General features: G+C 61.3%; 17 protein-coding genes. All 17 read right to left on the bottom strand.

The window, feature by feature from the left end; translation table 11 throughout:
• Positions 1-77 precede the first annotated feature (77 nt).
• Complete coding sequence (locus tag NPS46_RS23260; RefSeq protein WP_274111421.1) at positions 78-1,376, bottom strand: flagellar hook-length control protein FliK; 1,299 nt, start codon at positions 1,374-1,376, stop codon at positions 78-80.
• 91 nt (positions 1,377-1,467) lie between these two features.
• Positions 1,468-1,812 carry an Hpt domain-containing protein gene (locus NPS46_RS23255; protein WP_274111419.1) on the bottom strand — a complete coding sequence of 115 codons (345 nt, stop codon included), beginning with the start codon at positions 1,810-1,812 and terminating at the stop codon, positions 1,468-1,470.
• Between the two features lie 31 nt (positions 1,813-1,843).
• Complete coding sequence (locus NPS46_RS23250) at positions 1,844-3,556, bottom strand: ATP-binding SpoIIE family protein phosphatase (RefSeq protein ID WP_425312783.1); 1,713 nt, start codon at positions 3,554-3,556, stop codon at positions 1,844-1,846.
• Positions 3,556-3,861 (bottom strand): STAS domain-containing protein, encoded by a 306-nt coding sequence (locus tag NPS46_RS23245; RefSeq protein ID WP_274111417.1) that lies wholly within the window; start codon positions 3,859-3,861, stop codon positions 3,556-3,558. Before NPS46_RS23245 ends, NPS46_RS23250 begins: the two co-directional genes overlap by 1 nt.
• Positions 3,862-3,969: 108 nt before the next feature.
• Positions 3,970-4,419, bottom strand: coding sequence for a flagellar export protein FliJ (gene fliJ, locus NPS46_RS23240; RefSeq protein WP_274111409.1), 450 nt, complete (start codon positions 4,417-4,419; stop codon positions 3,970-3,972).
• A 6-nt stretch (positions 4,420-4,425) separates the two neighbouring features.
• Entirely contained in the window at positions 4,426-5,784 is a 1,359-nt protein-coding gene (gene fliI, locus NPS46_RS23235; protein WP_274111408.1) for a flagellar protein export ATPase FliI, read from the bottom strand.
• Positions 5,774-6,568, bottom strand: a complete 795-nt coding sequence (gene fliH, locus NPS46_RS23230; RefSeq protein WP_274111407.1) for a flagellar assembly protein FliH — start codon at positions 6,566-6,568, stop codon at positions 5,774-5,776. The genes fliI and fliH overlap by 11 nt, the downstream gene beginning before the upstream one ends.
• Before the next feature lie 10 nt (positions 6,569-6,578).
• Positions 6,579-7,598, bottom strand: coding sequence for a flagellar motor switch protein FliG (gene fliG / locus NPS46_RS23225; protein WP_274111406.1), 1,020 nt, complete (start codon positions 7,596-7,598; stop codon positions 6,579-6,581).
• Positions 7,591-9,378 carry a flagellar basal-body MS-ring/collar protein FliF gene (gene fliF / locus NPS46_RS23220; RefSeq protein ID WP_274111405.1) on the bottom strand — a complete coding sequence of 596 codons (1,788 nt, stop codon included), beginning with the start codon at positions 9,376-9,378 and terminating at the stop codon, positions 7,591-7,593. The genes fliG and fliF overlap by 8 nt, the downstream gene beginning before the upstream one ends.
• 15 nt (positions 9,379-9,393) lie before the next feature.
• Positions 9,394-9,723: a flagellar hook-basal body complex protein FliE gene (gene fliE, locus NPS46_RS23215; protein ID WP_274111404.1), complete on the bottom strand. Its 330-nt coding sequence runs from the start codon at positions 9,721-9,723 to the stop codon at positions 9,394-9,396.
• 131 nt (positions 9,724-9,854) lie between these two features.
• The gene (locus NPS46_RS23210; protein WP_274111403.1) at positions 9,855-11,255 is read right to left on the bottom strand and encodes a sigma-54-dependent transcriptional regulator; all 1,401 of its coding nucleotides are present in this window, start codon (positions 11,253-11,255) and stop codon (positions 9,855-9,857) included.
• 5 nt (positions 11,256-11,260) lie between these two features.
• Positions 11,261-12,463 (bottom strand): sensor histidine kinase, encoded by a 1,203-nt coding sequence (locus tag NPS46_RS23205; protein WP_274111402.1) that lies wholly within the window; start codon positions 12,461-12,463, stop codon positions 11,261-11,263.
• Between the two features lie 96 nt (positions 12,464-12,559).
• Positions 12,560-14,035 carry a sigma-54-dependent transcriptional regulator gene (locus NPS46_RS23200; RefSeq protein ID WP_274111400.1) on the bottom strand — a complete coding sequence of 492 codons (1,476 nt, stop codon included), beginning with the start codon at positions 14,033-14,035 and terminating at the stop codon, positions 12,560-12,562.
• 169 nt (positions 14,036-14,204) lie between these two features.
• Positions 14,205-14,501: a flagellar protein FliT gene (gene fliT / locus NPS46_RS23195; protein ID WP_274111398.1), complete on the bottom strand. Its 297-nt coding sequence runs from the start codon at positions 14,499-14,501 to the stop codon at positions 14,205-14,207.
• 24 nt (positions 14,502-14,525) lie between these two features.
• A complete protein-coding gene (gene fliS / locus NPS46_RS23190) occupies positions 14,526-14,915 on the bottom strand; it encodes a flagellar export chaperone FliS (RefSeq protein WP_274111396.1) in 390 nt (129 codons plus the stop codon).
• 142 nt (positions 14,916-15,057) lie between these two features.
• The gene (gene fliD / locus NPS46_RS23185; RefSeq protein WP_274111394.1) at positions 15,058-16,419 is read right to left on the bottom strand and encodes a flagellar filament capping protein FliD; all 1,362 of its coding nucleotides are present in this window, start codon (positions 16,417-16,419) and stop codon (positions 15,058-15,060) included.
• Positions 16,420-16,501: 82 nt separating this feature from the next.
• Complete coding sequence (locus NPS46_RS23180; RefSeq protein WP_274111392.1) at positions 16,502-16,852, bottom strand: flagellar protein FlaG; 351 nt, start codon at positions 16,850-16,852, stop codon at positions 16,502-16,504.
• Positions 16,853-17,378: the final 526 nt, after the last annotated feature.

Below are 17,378 nucleotides of genomic sequence, written 5' to 3'. Positions count from 1 at the left end.
AAGGGCCCCTGAGGGCCCTTCCTAGCGGCAAGCGACAAGCGGCCTCAAGCGTGCAGCTTGAGACTTGCAGCTGATTTTTAAGCGTAATAGTCCACGGCACTGGTCCCCAGCAACACGCTTGGCCCCGCCGCTTCGGCTACGCCGGCAATGGCGTCGTCCTCGGCGGCGTCCAGGCGATCGCCTCCACGACCACCCTGCCCGGCCTGTTCCTGGTTCTGCTGCCAGCCCCGCGACTGGTCGGAGACATTGACGTCAACCTGCCCCATCCCCTGCTGGGCAAACATGTCCCGTAGACGGAACATCTGGCCTTCGAGCGCCTCGCGCACACCGACATGCGCACTGGCGAAGTTGACCTGGGTCGGCTGATCCGCGGCCATGTTGACGCGAATATCCAGGCGCCCCAATTCAGCCGGTTCCAGCTGAATATCGGCGGACTTGAGGTTGGCACTCGAGAGGTACATGACCCGGTTGACCACCTCTTCGGTCCAGCCACTCTGATTCATCGCCAAAGGCTGGTTCACTGGCAGGGCATTGGCGGTCTTGGGCGTCGCTGCCTGCGTCAGGGCCGCCAGGCGATTGGCGAAGTCATCGACGCGGGTGTCGCTCGAAGCACTCTTGAGGTCCTTGAGACCGTCATCAATCAGCCCCTTGAACGCCTTGTCGCCACCCTGCTCGGTGGTCTCGGACTCGCCCTTCTGGTCGATCAGGCTGGCCACGCCATTGGCCAGGTTCTGGCTCGGGGTCGGCTCGGCTTCGAGCGGCGCGGGCTTATGGCTGCCCTGACTGGCCGCCGACAGATGACCGCCCTGCTCCATGGCCAGGCGCACGGCCGGCAAAGCATCCAGCGGATCAGCCGCCGGGTCGAACTCCGGATCGACGGTCGCGGCCACGGGCGCTGCCACCACCGCCAACAGCGGCTCGGCATCCACCGCATCGGGCAATACCTCGGGCGCAGGCTCAGGCACCGCGACCGGCACCTGGGCAAGCAATGGGTCGATCAGGGGATCAGCAGGCAGGCTATCGACCAAAAGTCCATCGGTCGCGCTGCTGTCATCCGTGTCTGGCGATGCCGATTTGTTGTCGCTTTTGTCGACAGGCAAGGTCTTGCCGCTATCGGCAACCGCTGGCGCACCAGCGGCATCCTTGCTGGCCACTTCCTGTTTGCCTGGCGCGTCGTCCTGTTTGCCCGGCGCGCTCTTGGGCGCAGCATCGGTGGCCTTGGCCGGCACGGTACGTGACTCTTTCTCGTAGACCTGGGCAAAGCTGGAACCGTTGTTCTTGCTCGGTTCGCCAGCGGCCGCCAGGGCATTGGCCGAAGCTGTCTGAGCGTTGGCCTTGGCCGTGGGCTGAAGCAGTGAATTCGGGGCAAGAGGCATAAAAAATCTCCGCTGCGCGAGATCAAGGGCGCAGTCGGATGATTAACAGCAAAGTTCGCGCCAACTTGCCCGAATCCCCGTAAATAGCTCGTCAGTGGAGAAAGCGCGCACGCTCGGCCTGGTAGAGACCGCGAACGGTGGCGAACTCATGGTCGATGGCAATGACCAGTTCTTCAACACCGCTGAGTGGCTGCTTCTTGACCTGCTCTTCGAGCAGCCCGCAAAGCTGGGCCAGCCGTGCGGCGCCCATATTGCTGCTGCTGCCCTTGAAGCTGTGGGCCGCCTGACCCAGGCGAACAGGATCTTGGGTTTGTCGAAGCTGGCTCAGGCGCAGTTGCGAATCACGCAGAAAGGTATCCAGCAATACCGGGTACTCGCTCTCCATGATTTCCGCCAGGGCGACCAGCACCGTAGGGTCGAGATGAATGTCTGTCACTTGTTCACTCCTTGATCAAGAACTGTAGGAATTATGCACCAGCCTCCCAAGAAAATTCCACGTGAGCGCTACGCCCGCCATCACTCCAGCGCACGTTGCGCCCTAACTGGCGTACCAGGCTGATCCCTCGACCCGACAGCCGATCGATGTCCACGGGGCGCTCCAGCACTCGCGTCACATCGAAGCCAGGCCCGCTGTCATCGACCCGGATAGACAGCCGCCCACCTCGCCCCTCGGGACTGACCCGCAGGCACACACGCACACACCCCTGCTCCAGCGCCTGCAAGCGGGCGGCACGCTGCTGGTAATAGTCGGCAAAACCACGCACATCGCGCTTGAGGCTCGAATCCAGGGCCAATACACCGTGCTCCAGCGCATTGGAGTACAGCTCGGCCAGCACGCTGTACAGCGCTCCACTCTGAGCCCGCAAGCCATGCACCTCAAGCAGCAGTTGCAGCAGCGAAGGCAGCGGATTGAAACGCTTGAGGGTGGTCGCGTGAAACTCGAAACTGGCCGACCAATCGAGGGGACAGGATTCCCCGCTGTCGGAATAGACCATGACCGGCGGTGTCACCAGCACCGGCGCCGGCAGCTCGACCTCGACCATACTCACATCGTCGCGCACCTGGCCGCCAAAATCGCGCAGCGCCCGCTCGATCTCCTCGAACAGCCGCTGCGGCTCACGATTGGCGGCCAGCACCCGTTGCAGGCGTTCAGCGCCGAAACACTGCTCGGCACTGTCGCAGGTATCGATCACACCATCGGACAACAGAAAAAGCCGATCACCGGGCGCCATGGGCAGTACCTCGGTGGTTTCGTCGAATTGGCTCGGCGCCAGCACCCCCAACGGCAGATGCTGGGCGACCAGCGGCAAGCTCTCGCCACTGCCCTGGCGCTGCAGATAGCCGGCAGGCATACCGCCATTCCAAATTTCCACGGACCGCCGCTGGCCGCTCAGGCACAACAGCGTCGCGCAGCAAAACATATCCACCGGCAGGATGCGCTTGAGCTTGGCGTTCATCTCACGCAGCGTCTCGGCCAACCCGTAGCCCTTGGCGGTCATGCCGTAGAACACCTCGGCCAGCGGCATAGCGCCCACCGCGGCGGGCAGACCATGGCCGGTGAAGTCACCGAGCAGCACATGCATATCCCCCGCCGGGGTATAGGCCGCCAGCAGCAGGTCACCATTGAACAGCGCATAAGGCGATTGCAGGTAACGGATATTCGCCGCGCCCAGGCAGCCGGTGTGCGCGACCTTGTCGAACACCGCCTTGGCCACGCGCTGCTCGTTGAGCAGGTGCTCGTGGTGCCGGGCAATCTGGTCACGCTGCTCCAGCACAGTGGCCTGCAGGCGTCGCAGGCGATCCATGGCCATGATCTTGGCAGCGAGAATCACTGGGTTGTAGGGTTTGGCCAGAAAATCGTCGCCGCCGGCATCCACGCACCGGGCCAGGGCCTCACCCTCGCGCAATGAGGTGAGAAAGATAACCGGCACCAGAGCCTCGCCCGCCAGTTGCTTGATCTGGCGCGCCGCTTCGAAACCATCCATGATCGGCATCATGGCATCCATCAGCACCAACTGCGGCCGCTCGCGGGCAAACACCTGCACCGCCTCGGCGCCGTTACTGGCGGCCAGCACCGCGTGTCCCTGGCGCCGAACGATGGTCGAGAGCAGCAGGCGGTCCGCATCGCTGTCCTCGGCGATCAGCACCGTCAGCGTGGACTCCAGCCTCAGCCGGTCGATCAACTGATTTCGAACAGCTTGTGGAAGTTGGAAATGGCGAGAATCTTGCCGACATCCGGGCTGCAATTGATCACCCGCACATCGGCATCGTCGCCCCCGGCGTGATCGCGCAACAGCAGCAACATGCCCAGCGCCGAGCTGTCCAGGTAGGTTGCCTCTTTGAGATCGACCACCACCAATTCCGGACGATCATTCAGGCGTTCGTAGGACTCACGAAACTCCTGGTGGCGACCGAAATCGAAACGGCCCTTGACCGAAATCGTAAGTTTTTTCTTGTCCGAGGAAAGTTCTGCAAGAACGGCCATGTCATCGAGTCCTTGATTTGCGCGCAATGCTACTGAGGAATACCACGCCGACGTGATGTAAGAAGGTGTAGCACCGAGCATGGCAGGCGGCAACCGCCCATCGTCGACTCAGTAGGGATTTTCGCGAGGCAGGCGCTGGGACAACTCATCGAGCAATTTCTGCTCACGCTTGTCCTCCAGTTGTCGCGCTTCGTCGATATAGCGCTGCACTAGCTTGCGCAAGCCCTCGACCCGGGCATAAGCCTGCTGCCAGGTGTCGCGCGCCCGATCAAGGTTGGTCTGGTGCCAGGCCAGGCTCTGGCGCTGCTGGCCGACCGCGGTTTCCAGTTGATTGAGAAAGTGCTGGTAGTTCATCAGCCATTGGCCGGAGACCCCCTGGCTGCCGCGCTCGATCCACTGCTGCTGGTACTCGCCGCGAAACCGCTCCAGGTCGCCCAGCTTGCTTTCCGCCAGCCGGACCTGGCCTTGGAAGTGCCCCAGGCGCTGCGCGGCATTGCGCTCGGTCTTCTGGGCCATGTCCACGACGGGGGCCAGGCGGCTTGCACGGGTCTTGGCCATGGCCGATTAGCTGCTGGCAATCGGGGTGAAGATCGACTCCAAGTGCGCTTCGCTCTCCCCCAGACTGATATTGGCGTCCAGGCTCTGGCGCAGGTACTGCACCATCGCAGGTTGCAGGGCGATGGCCGTGTCGGTTTCCCGATCACCACCCGCAACATAAGCGCCCACACTGATCAGGTCGCGGCTCTGTTGAAAGCGCGACCACAACTGCTTGAACTGTTGCGCCCGCGTCATATGCTCGGCGCTGACCACCGATGGCATGACCCGGCTGATGGACGCCTCGATATCGATGGCCGGGTAATGGCCTTCTTCCGCCAGGCGCCGGGACAGCACGATATGGCCGTCAAGCACGCCTCGCGCCGAGTCGGCGATAGGGTCCTGTTGGTCATCGCCTTCGGACAGCACGGTATAGAACGCGGTGATCGAGCCGCCACCGGCCTCGGCATTACCGGCGCGCTCCACCAGCTTGGGCAGCTTGGCAAATACCGACGGCGGATAACCCTTGGTCGCCGGCGGTTCGCCGATGGCCAGGGCGATCTCACGCTGAGCCTGGGCAAAACGGGTCAGGGAATCCATCAACAGCAGGACATTCTTACCCTTGTCGCGAAAATATTCGGCGATACGCGTGCAGTACATGGCTGCGCGCATCCGCATCAGCGGCGCATCGTCGGCCGGGGAAGCGACCACCACGGAACGCTTGAGCCCTTCTTCACCGAGGATATGCTCGATGAACTCCTTGACCTCACGCCCCCGCTCGCCAATCAGGCCCACGACGATAATGTCGGCCTCGGTAAACCGGGTCATCATCCCCAGCAATACCGACTTACCGACGCCGGTACCGGCAAACAGCCCGAGCCGCTGGCCGCGGCCTACCGTCAATAATCCGTTGATGCAGCGAATCCCCACGTCCAGCGGCTGGCTGATGGGGTCACGATTGAGCGGGTTGATGGTCGGCCCATCCATGGGCACCCAGTCTTCGGCCTTCATTCCGCCCTTGCCGTCCAGGGCCCGACCAGCCCCGTCGAGGACGCGACCGAGCATGCCCATGCCCATCGGCAAGCGGCCGTTATCGGCCAGCGGCACAACCCGCGCACCCGGGGCAATGCCGGCGACACTGCCGACTGGCATCAGGAAGACCTTGGAACCGGAGAACCCCATCACCTCAGCCTCGACCTGCACCGGGTGATAGCTGTCATCATTGATCACCATACAGCGGCTGCCCATGGCGGCCCGCAGGCCTTCGGCCTCCAGTGTCAGGCCGACCATACGCAACAGCCGACCCTCGAGGATCGGCTGGCCAGGCAACTCGATGCTGGGGGCGTAACCGCCCAGGCGCTTGGCGAAACTGGTGCGATCAAGGCGCATCGGGGCTGTCCGGCACGGTATCCGCTGCGGTATCCGGCGGCACCGGCGCATCCAGATCGACGCTCAGGTCCGGTGCAGCGGGATGCAGGGCCTGCTCGTGCAACTGATCGAACAACTGAGCCATGACCTGAGTAATGCGCGTCTCGACACTGGCGTCGATACGGCTATGCTCGGTCTCGACCCGGCAACCGCCCGGCAGCAGGCTTTCGTCTTCGACGATGCGCCAGCTTTCATCATGGCGCTCGCGCAGGGCTTTGACCTGGGCGAAATCCTGCGGGTTGATGTATAGCCGGATGTTCTCGCAACCCAGGGGCAGCAACTTGAGGGTTTCGCGCAGGACCTGCTCGATCTGGCTGGAATCGAGGACCAGTTCGCGCTGGATCACCTGACGAGTCATATGGCGGACCAGCTCGATCAGCGACTTCTCGATCTGGGTATCCTGCTCGGCGATCGGCGCGAACAAATGGCCCATCAGCCGCTCAAGACTGCCCAGCTTGGCGGCCAGGGCCACTTCGGCCTCCTGGCGAACCTTGAGCTGGGTACTGTGAAAGCCTTCACGTTCGCCCGTGGCGAAGCCTTCGTTATAGGCTTCCTGGCGAATGCTCTCGAGCTCTTCGAGGGTCAGTGGCTGGACTTCATCCAGCGGCACCTCTTCCATTTCCACCGGCAGTTCTTCGACCGGCTCAGGCTCGGGTTCGGGCACATGCGGGTCGAAACTGGGCAGTGCCCAGATATCGAAACCTTCGACATCACGGGCACGGATCAGATCGGTTGGATCAGTCATGGCACGATCCTTAGATCATCTCTTCGCCGCCCTTGCCACCGAGAACAATCTCCCCGGCTTCGGCCATACGGCGGGCAATGGTGAGGATTTCCTTCTGGGCAGTTTCGACGTCGCTGACACGGACCGGGCCCTTGGCCTCGAGGTCGTCGCGCAGCAGCTCGGAAGCGCGCTTGGACATGTTCTTGAAGATCTTTTCCTTGACGCCTTCGTCGGAGCCCTTGAGCGCCAGGACCAGTACGTCGGAAGACACTTCGCGCAGCAACGCCTGGATACCGCGGTCGTCGACATCGGCCAGGTTGTTGAAGACAAACATCAGGTCTTCGATCTGACCCGACAGGTCTTCGTCGACTTCGCGGATCGAATCCATCAACTGGCCTTCGATCGAACTGTCGAGGAAGTTCATGATATCGGCCGCACGCTTGATACCGCCCAGGGTGGTACGCGAAGCGTTGGAGTTGCCGGAGAACTGCTTCTCCAGAATCTGGTTGAGCTCCTTGAGCGCCGCCGGCTGTACGGTGTTGAGCGAGGAGACACGCAGGATGATGTCCAGGCGTACCTTGTGGTCGAAATTACCCAGCACTTCGCCAGCCTGGTCGGGGTCCAGATAGGCCACGACAATCGCCTGGATCTGCGGGTGCTCGTAACGGATGACGTCGGCCACCGCCCGCGGCTCCATCCATTTCAGGCTGTCCAGACCACTGGTGTTGCCGCCCAGCAGGATCCGGTCGATCAAGCCGTTGGCCTTGTCCTCGCCCAGGGCCTGGGTGAGCATCTTGCGGATATAGCCGTCGGAGCCGACGCCCAGGCTGGTCTGGTCGCCGACGATCTCGACGAACTCGCTCATCACCTGCTCGACCTGCTCGCGGTGCACGTTGCCCATTTGCGCCATCGCCACGCCGACCCGCTGCACTTCCTTGGGGCCCATATGCCGCAGCACTTGCGCGGCATCGGTCTCACCCAGGGAGAGCAACAGGATCGCGGCCTTGTCGACGCGCGTGAGTTTCATCGTGGCAGCTCGGTTATCACTCATCGGCGTTGATCCACTCTTTCACGACCTGGGCAACACGGCCCGGATCTTCAGCCACGAGGCTCTTGATTGCGTTCAGTTGAGCGTCATAGCCTTCGCTCGGGCTCGGCAACAGAATACTTTGCGGCCCGCCCAGGCTGACGCGGTCGTTGGCCAGCTCGCCGTCGAGACCGCCCATACCACCCAGTTCGAGGTCGCCATCGGCGCCCACCAACTGACGGTTCTTACCGTGACCGGTGATGTTGTTGAGCACCGGACGCAGGACACCGAAGACCAGTACCAGGATAAACAGGATACCCATCACCTGTTTCACCACATCCCAGAACCAGGGTTGCGAGTAGAACGGGATATCGGCAATGGCTTCGCCACGCTCGCTGGAGAACGGCACGTTGATCACGCTGACGCTGTCGCCACGGCTCGCGTCAAAACCGACTGCGTCCTGGACCAAGCGGGTAAAGCGCGCCAATTCGTCGGCGGTCCAGGGCGCACGGGTGATTTCACCGTTGGCGGCATTGACCTTGACCTGATCATCGACCACCACCGCGACCGACAGGCGATTGAGCCGGCCCTGCTGCTGCTTGGTATGGCTAATGGAACGGTCGAGTTCGAAGTTGCGGGTCGACTGTTGACGCTTGTCGGCCGGATACGGCGCGAGCATCGGCTGGCCGGTGGCCGGATCCATGATCTGCTGGCCATTGGCATCGAGCAGCGGCTGGCCCGGCTGAACCATGCCCGCCGAGGCCGTCGCGCCGCCCGTGGTCTGCGGTGCAGACGCGGGTGCCGGTGGCTGGTTGCTCAAAGCGCCCGGTACACCTTGGGGGCCGTTGCTGCTGGAGCGCTGTTCATTGACCGATTGTTCGCTGCGCAGCGCCGGCTGGTCCGGGTTGAACTGTTCGGAGGTCGATTCGACCGCGCTGAAGTCCACATCGGCGGAGACTTCAGCCTTGTAGCGATCATTGCCCAGCACTGGCTGCAGGATGTTGTGGACGCGCTGGGTCAGCATGCTTTCCATGCGACGGCTGTAGTCGAACTGCTTGCCGGCCATGGTCAGGGCCGATGTTTCGGCCTGGTCGGAGAGCAGATTGCCCTTCTGGTCGACCACGGTGATCTGGGATTTGCTCAGTTCAGGAACGCTGGTCGCCACCAGATTGACGATGGCCACGACCTGGCCCGGCTCCAGGGAGCGCCCGGAGTACAGTTCGACCAGTACCGAAGCGCTGGGCTTGCGCTCATCACGCACGAATACCGAGCTTTTCGGGATCGCCAGGTGAACGCGCGCACCCTTGACGTTGTTCAGGCTGGCGATGGTCCGTGCCAGCTCGCCTTCCAGACCACGGCGATAACGGGTGGCTTCCATGAACTGGCTGGTGCCAAGACCTTGCTCTTTGTCGAGGATCTCGAAACCGATATTGCCGTCGCCGGGCGCGACGCCGGCCGCCGCCAGCTTGAGCCGCGCGCGGGCCACATCATCGGCCTTGACCAGCAAGGCACCGGAATTGGGTTCAACGGTATAAGGAATGTCGGCCGAAGCCAGGGTGTCCATGACCTGCTTGGCGTCCATACCCGCCAGGCTGCCATAAAGGGGCCGATAATCAGGCTGCTGCGACCACAACACCACGGCAAAACCAATCGCCACGCTGGCAGCCAGACCGACCATAAGGCCGACCTGACGGAGCATGGTCATCTCGGAAAGGTTTTCCAGAAAGGACAACCCAAACAGCGGCGGCTTGCCATCTGCTGAGCCGGACTTGGCCGGAACGTTATCGGCGACTGCTTCTGCCATGACTCAATCTCGTCCTTATACCGGCATCTGCATGATGTCTTGATACGCCTGAACCAGCTTGTTGCGCACCTGGGTCAATGCCTGGAACGACACACTGGCTTTCTGCGACGCGATCATCACGTCCGTCAGGTCCACGCCGCTCTTGCCGATCTCGAAGGCACTGGCCAACTGACTCGACGCCTGCTGCGTGTCATTTACTTTGTTTACAGCCTTGCCGAGCATATCGGAAAAGCTGCTGGCGCCCATTTCGGGGACCTGGGTAACCGACTTGGTCTTGGCCATGGCTTCCATTTGCATGGAGCGCATATCCAACATCAATCGATTGAACTCAACACCTTGGCTCATGGATTTCTCTCTTCGGCGGCCTGCATTTTTTTGACGCTTACACAACGATTGATAGGGTGTTAGCAACAAGGGTGCCAGCTACGCCTCGCCCTTAAACAAAAGACAATACAAGCCACTACCCACGCGCCCCCTCAATTGGCAAACAGATACGCCTCGACATCCATGCCCGCGTCGCGCATCTGCGCCAGCTTGTAACGCAGCGTGCGCGGGCTGATGCCCAGGCGCTCGGCCGCTTCCTTGCGCCGCCCGCGCTCGGCGCGCAGGGTATCGATAATCATCTGGAATTCACGCCGACGCAGATCGTCGCCCAACCCGCTACCCGGCTCAGCCTGGGGCAACGGCAATTGCACCGCCCCGCCCGGCATCGGCGCAGCCTGCACGGCGGCGAGCGGCGCGCAGCTTACCACTCCCGCGAGGCAAAAATCCGCGGCCTGGATCAATCCGCCCTGCTGCAGAATCAATGCGCGCTGCAAGGCGTTATCCAACTCGCGAACATTGCCCGGCCACGGGTAGCTCACCAGGCATTCGCGCGCCTCCTGCGACAGCCTGACTGGCGCATGCTTCATTTTATTGACGTGCTTGGCGAGCAGACGCTCGGCCAACGGCAGAATATCGGCTTGACGCTCGCGCAACGGCTGCCACGCCAGCGGAAACACCGACAGGCGATAGTAAAGATCCTCACGGAAACGCCCCGCCGCCACTTCGCCCGCCAGATCCCGGTTGGTGGTGGCCACCACGCGGATATCCAGGCTGATCGGCTTGCGCCCACCGACCCGTTCAACCTCGCGCTCCTGCAATACCCGCAGCAACTTGGCCTGCAACCCCAGCGGCATCTCGGAAATCTCATCCAAGAGCAAGGTGCCACCATCGGCCTGCTCAAATTTGCCCGCCTGGGCGGCAATGGCCCCGGTAAACGAGCCCTTCTCATGCCCGAACAGCGTGGCCTCGAGCATATTGTCGGGAATCGCCGCGCAGTTGATCGCAACAAACGGCTGATTGGCGCGCTGTGATTGCTGATGGATAAACCGCGCCAGCACCTCCTTGCCGGTCCCCGACTCGCCGGAAATCAGCACCGTGGAATCACTGCGCGCCACCCGCGTGGCCAAATCCAGCAGCCCGGCGCTGGCCGGCTCGACAGCCACCGGCCCTTCGCCTTCGCTGGCGCCCAGGCAGCCCAGCGCATGCCGAGCCACCAGGTCGAGCAAGGCGCGCGGTTCGAACGGCTTGACCAGGTAGTCCGCTGCGCCCTGGCGCATCGCATCCACGGCACGCTCGACGGCGCCATGGGCCGTCATCAACAACACCGGCAACTGCGGTTGACGCAGGCGCAGCAACCCCAGCAACTGATGGCCATCCATGCCCGGCATGTTCACATCGCTGACCACCAGGCTAAATGGCTGCGCCGAAGCCGCCTGCAAGGCTTCCTCGGCCGAGCCGACGGCCTGGAACGAGTGCCCGGCCAAAGCCAGGGTATCGCCCAGCGCCTCGCGCAAGGCGCGATCATCCTCGACCAGCAGTACATTGATTGGCATGCCCATCATTGCCCCCCCGGCAGACCCGAGATCAACGGCAAGGTCACCTGCGCACAGGTGCCGCGCCCAAGCCTGGAAACCAGCTGAAACTCGCCCTGATGCGCCCGGGCTACGGCCTTGACCACCGCCAGGCCGAGGCCGGTCCCCGTGGTCTTGGTGGTAAAAAAGGGTTCGCCGAGGCGCGCCAGCACGCGCGGCTCGATGCCGCTGCCACTGTCGCTGATCACCAGGCGCAGATTACTGCCCCGTCGGTAAAGGTGGACCTTGAGGCGCACGACACCCTGGCTGGCCTGTACCGCATTCTCGACAAGGTTGAGCAGTGCACCGACCAGGGTGTCGCGATTGCAGAGCAACTCGCCTGCATGGATGTCGCATTGCCAGCGAACCTGCAGCCCTTCGACATGGGGCGCTGCGGCCGCCTGCAAGGCCTGCAACAGAAGCTTGGGACTGAGACGATCGTTAAGCGGCAACTCGCCACGCGCAAACACCAGCATATCGCGCACCTGATGCTCCAGCTCGTGCAGGCGCTCTTTCAGACGCCCGGCGAAGCGCTGCTGGGTTTCCAGCGGCAGCTCCTGCTCAGTCAAATGACTGGCGTACAGCAGCGCGGCGGAAAGCGGTGTGCGAATTTGATGGGCCAAGGAAGCCACCATTCGCCCCAGGGAAGACAAACGCTCGTGGCGGGCCAGTTGATCCTGCAGATGACGGGTTTCGGTCAGGTCATTGAGCAACACCAGTTGCCCCGGCTCGGCATCCAGCGAACGGGTAGCAAGCGAGAGCCGTCGACCATCCTTGAGGGAGATTTCATGCCCGTCGTCTTCACGCGGGGCGAAACAGCGGGCAATAACTTGACGCCAGAGTACGCCCACCAGGGGCAGGCCGAGCATTTCGCAGGCGGTCGGATTAGCCTCGCGCACCATGCCCTGGCCGTCGATCACAATGACCCCACCCGGCAACAGGTCGAGCAGATGCTGCAAACGATTAGCCAGGCGCTCTTTCTCGGCCAACTCTTCCATACGCTGAGCACTGACCAGCGCCAGCTCGCCCTTGAGCTCGGTCACCCGGGCTTCCAGCATCCCGTAGGAATCGGTCAGCTGGCTCGACATCTGGTTAAACAGCGCGAACGCCTGCTCCAGGCCAAGCCGGCTAGCCTGCTCGACGGACCTTTCGGCATCAGGGACTGGAGATATCTGGGCGGCTAGGGGCATCGTGCTCACTCGCGTCAGTAAACGGAACGTTGAGTGAGGCTTAGCAATACCCGTGCCTAAAAAAGGGTTTTATCGAAGGAACCTGGAAAACCGGCGTCAATCCTCCGACTGTTCATCACCCTCACGGCGACTCATGCCGTATTTGCGCATTTTTTCCACCAGGGTCGTACGCCGGATCCGCAGGCGCTCGGCGGCACGCGCCACAATACCGCCGGCATCGTCGAGCGCCTGCTGGATCAGGCCCTGCTCCAGACCGCCAAGGTAGTCCTTGAGGTCCAGTCCCTCCGGCGGCAGCATGGCCGTGACCGAGAAGTCGGGCGCATGCCCGTTGATGGCCACACGCTCTTCCAGGTCGCTGCGCAGGCTGTCGACCAATTGCTCGTCTTCATCGTCAACGTAGCGGAACTTCTTCGGCAGTTCCGCCACCCCGATCACCCCATAGGGATGCATGATCGCCATGCGCTCGACCAGATTGGCCAGCTCGCGTACGTTGCCCGGCCAGCCATGGCGGCAGAGGGACATGATCGCCGCCGAGTTGAAACGGATCGAGCCGCGCTTCTCGTGCTCCATGCGCGAGATCAGCTCGTTCATCAACAGCGGGATATCTTCGACTCGCTCGCGCAGGGCCGCCATTTCGATGGGGAATACATTGAGGCGGTAATAGAGGTCTTCGCGGAAACTGCCCACCTCGATCATGCTCTCGAGGTTCTTGTGAGTCGCAGCGATGATGCGGACATCGGCGCTCTGGGTCTTGTTGCTGCCAACCCGCTCGAACGTACGCTCCTGCAAGACCCGCAGCAGCTTGACCTGCATGGGCAGCGGCATATCGCCGATCTCGTCGAGGAACAGCGTGCCGCCATTGGCCAGTTCGAAACGCCCGGCACGACTGGTGATGGCGCCGGTAAAGGCGCCCTTCTCATGGCCGAACAGTTCACTTTCCAGCAGCTCGGCCGGAATCGCCCCGCAATTGACCGGCACAAAAGGCGCGTCTCGGCGCTTGGAGTGGTAATGCAGATTGCGTGCAACCACTTCCTTGCCCGTGCCGGACTCGCCCAGGATCAGCACGTTGGCCTCGGTATCGGCCACCTGCTGCATCATCTGGCGCACATGCTGGATCGCCCGACTGGTGCCGACCAGGCTGCGAAACAGATTCGACTCGCGCTGCCGACCACGCTCGCGCGCCTGGTCGTACATCTCGCGATAGACCTGGGCCCGGTGCAGCGAATCGAGCAGCTTGCTGTAGCTGGGCGGCATTTCGAGACTGGAAAGCACTCGGCGGCGCTGGTCCTCGGGCAATTCGACGGAAGAATTTTCGCCCATCAGCAAAACCGGAAGGAACTCATCCCAGGCGGACAGTGTCTTAAGAAGCCCTGTCAGACCGCCCGGCGAGTTGACTGTGCCGATCAACACACAAAGTACTTCGCGGCTGGACGACAACGCGCCGACCGCCTGCTGCCAGACATGGCTCTCGCAGGGCAAATTGTCTTCGCCGAGAAAACTCAGAATCACCGCCAGGTCCCGGCGGCGCACGCTATCGTCATCGATCAGCAGAATTTTGGTTTCACGCCACATGCAATAGCAACTTCCCTAGTCAACTCAATGCCCGTCAGTACAGGGCAAGCTAGACGCCTACAGGCATTTTCCTACATATAAACGTCTGAATTCTGAAAACAGCACTAGTTAAGTCAAAAATCCGCACATAGTCAAATTTATGGCGCACTACGTGTCGGTCAATGGGACATTAACCGAACAGATGGTAAACCTTTGCCGCGCTCTGCGCTTGGGTGATCTGCGACATTTCGTTGACTATCGCCTGACGCTCGCCCTTCGTTACCTCCAATAACTGTCGGTAAACCGCCAGCAGACTCTCCAACTGCTCACGCAGCACCGCTTCATCCACCGGCGCTTCGCTCAACGCTTCATCAATGCAGGAGCGGCAGGCGATATCCAGCTCGCCGATCGCATCCCAATCGCGCTGCTCCAAAGCACCGATCAAGGCATCGCGACTCTCTTCAATACGTTGCAGTGCGTGACTCATAACGCATTCCTCAGACCCGCGGGCCTATTGATCCGCAATGGCATCCCAACCGCTCTTGACGGTCACCAGCAAACCCTGGACTTCATCGATCATCTGCGCATCGTTGGCGCTGTTGGCCTCGACCAGGCGTGCGGTCATATAGGCATACAGCTCATCCAGGCGCTTGAGCGACGCCGGATCTTCGCTTTTCTCCGGGTCCAGGCCTTCACGCAGACCGGAAATGATTTCAATCGCCTTGCCCAGCATCAGGCCTTTCTGAGCGACATCACCACGGGCCATGGCGCCCTTGGCCTGAGCCATGCGATCCAACCCGCCTTCCATCAGCATCTGCACCAGGCGATGTGGGCTGGCTTCGGAGATTTGTGCGTGGGAATTGACCTTCTGGTACTGACGAAGGGCTCTCATGGGATTCATGTTTCTACCTCTATTACCGGCAATAACTGAAAGGTTGCTCTGACCATTGTGTCGACTGTGTTGCAAAAAACTTTAAGCACGAAATAAAAAGGCCCAGGCCGCTGAAGACAACAGACCCGAGCCCAAAACCTACTCGCCCAGGTCAGCTCGACTTAGGATTGTTCAGCGAGTTGAGCGTGGTCATGATGCTACTGCTGCTGGCCGTCAGCTTGGCCACCAGGCTGTCCATGGCGTTGTACTTGTCGTTCAACGTCTTGGTCAGGGTCTCGATACGTCGGTCCAGGGCCTTCTGCTGAGTGTCCAGGTCGGTCAGCTTGTTGTTCAGGTTGGTCGAACGCGAAGCCAGGATACCAGTGGTCCCCACATAACCGGCGGTGGCCTTGGTCATGCGCGACACCAGGCCGGTCTCGCCGGTGAACATACCCGCGACATCAACCTTGCCGCCGGCGATTGCCGCATCCCACTTCTTGCTGTCGAGCGACAGCAGGCCGGTCTTCTGATCGGTGTTCATGCCAATCTGCGACAACGTCCCGCCCGCGCCATTGAGCAACTCGCCACGGACTGTCGAGACCAACTGCCGCATGGTCGCATCACCCGTCAGCGTACCCGCCTTGGTGGTCGCCGAGTCACCGGTCGCAGTGACCTTGGTCTGGGTGTTGATCGCCGTCATCAGCGCGTTGTAGGCGGTGATAAACGACTGCACGGAAGTCTTGAGCGTTTCAGTGTTGTTACCGACCTTGATCATGGTCGGCACATTCTTATCCGTATTTGCCGCCACCAACTCCAGGTTTACGCCACTGATCGCCGACGTCACCGTGTTGCTGGTCGATTCCATCTTGATGCCATCAATGCTGTATTCCGCATTCTGCGGCACATTGCCGGTAAACGCGCCGAAACCGCCCGTTGCTGCGGCACCGCTCACCGTGATTTCGGTGTCTTTACCGGTTTTCTGCGAGGTCAGGACCATCCGCGAACCGTTGGCGTCGGTCAGGATGTTGGCGCTGATACCCTTGGACGCCAACTGGGTGTTGATCAGGTCACGGGTCTGCTGCAGGGTCGCCCCGGCGGGAATGGTCACATCATAGCCATTACCCGACTGGCTAATGGTCAGGACCTGAGACTCCTTGCCCGCATTGACGACGCTGGAGGCGCCATCCGCGAACACGTCACTCGTGGTCTTGGAGGCTGTGGCGAGCTTATCGACCACCAACGCATAAGTGCCACTGGACGCTGAATCGCCCAGCGTGACCTTGGCCGTCTTCTCGTCGGAAGAACTACCGGTCAACCCGTTGAAGGCGGTCGCGGTATTGAGCTTGGCGATTGCCGAACGATAGCTTTCCAGGGCCGCCTGCACCGTGCCGACAGCAGACAGCTGGGTCGTCGCATCTTTCTGCTGGCTGGTGATCTGCGCTTGCTTGGGTGCCTTCTCGGCCCCGACCAGCGCCGTCACGATATCGCCAACCTTGACGCCCGATCCCAGGCCCTGACTTACTAAACCGACCATTTCCCTTACTCCTTATCCCGCAGCCGCCGCTTTCTTGACAAAAAGCCTCTGAAGCGAAGACCGCAACAATTTTCATGCCACTTCAGGCATTCGTTTCAAACAGCAGGCTACTGGCATCCGTCAGGCTTTGAGCCAGTTTCAATGCCGTTTCCGAGGGTATCTGGCGGATAACTTCGCCGCTACCGGTTGCGATCACCTTGACCACCACCTTACCGGTGGAGTCATCGATGGAAAAATCCAGCTCGCGCCGCGCCGCCTGGACGAATTCGCGGATATCAGTCACCGCCTTTTCCAGGTCGTCACGCGTCGACTCCCCGGAGGCCTTGGCCAATGCTTCGACCTTGGGCGGCTGAGGAACGACTTCAGGCGCCTTTGCGACCTGAGCCGGTGCGGCCGCCGGGTAAGACAAGTTCAGCTTCACGCTCATATCCATGTCTGTCACCTAACCAAGCTAATAGTAGAAGGCCGCGCCTCAGCGCTTGCCAGCCAATTGCCACGCCTGCCCAACTGAAGCAGCTTCAGCTCCAGGGCAGGCAGTTCGGCCATCCCAATGCAGGATATCCGCTTGCAGCCCGGCAACCGCCTGACGTGTTTTTACAAAGCTTCGTAAAGGTTATCGTCGCCAACGTACACAGCTTGAGCATTTTCTGCGGTTTTTTTCCCTGACACGGGTTTGTGTGTGATTTTTCAAGGATTTAGCCGCGACAAACCACAGGATTGCAGATGTACGGAGCCAGTTGTGGATCCTGGCGACCGAGCAGGAGGCAGGTGATTCCGCCATCAGGATGGTGTCGGCCGATAGCCATAGTGGCCATCCAAGAACAACGACCATAAAAAAACGGAAGGGCGCACAAGGCGCCCTTCCGTTCTGATCCAGCCTGTTACGCGATTACTGAAGCAGTTTCAGTACCGACGATGGCAGTTGGTTAGCCTGGGACAGGATCGCAGTCGAAGCCTGT

It is taken from the genome of Pseudomonas putida, from assembly GCF_028682395.1.
GTDB lineage: Bacteria > Pseudomonadota > Gammaproteobacteria > Pseudomonadales > Pseudomonadaceae > Aquipseudomonas > Aquipseudomonas putida_AB.
The sequence above is the reverse complement of the archived record's forward strand: the minus strand, read 5'-3'. Positions and strand labels throughout refer to the sequence as shown.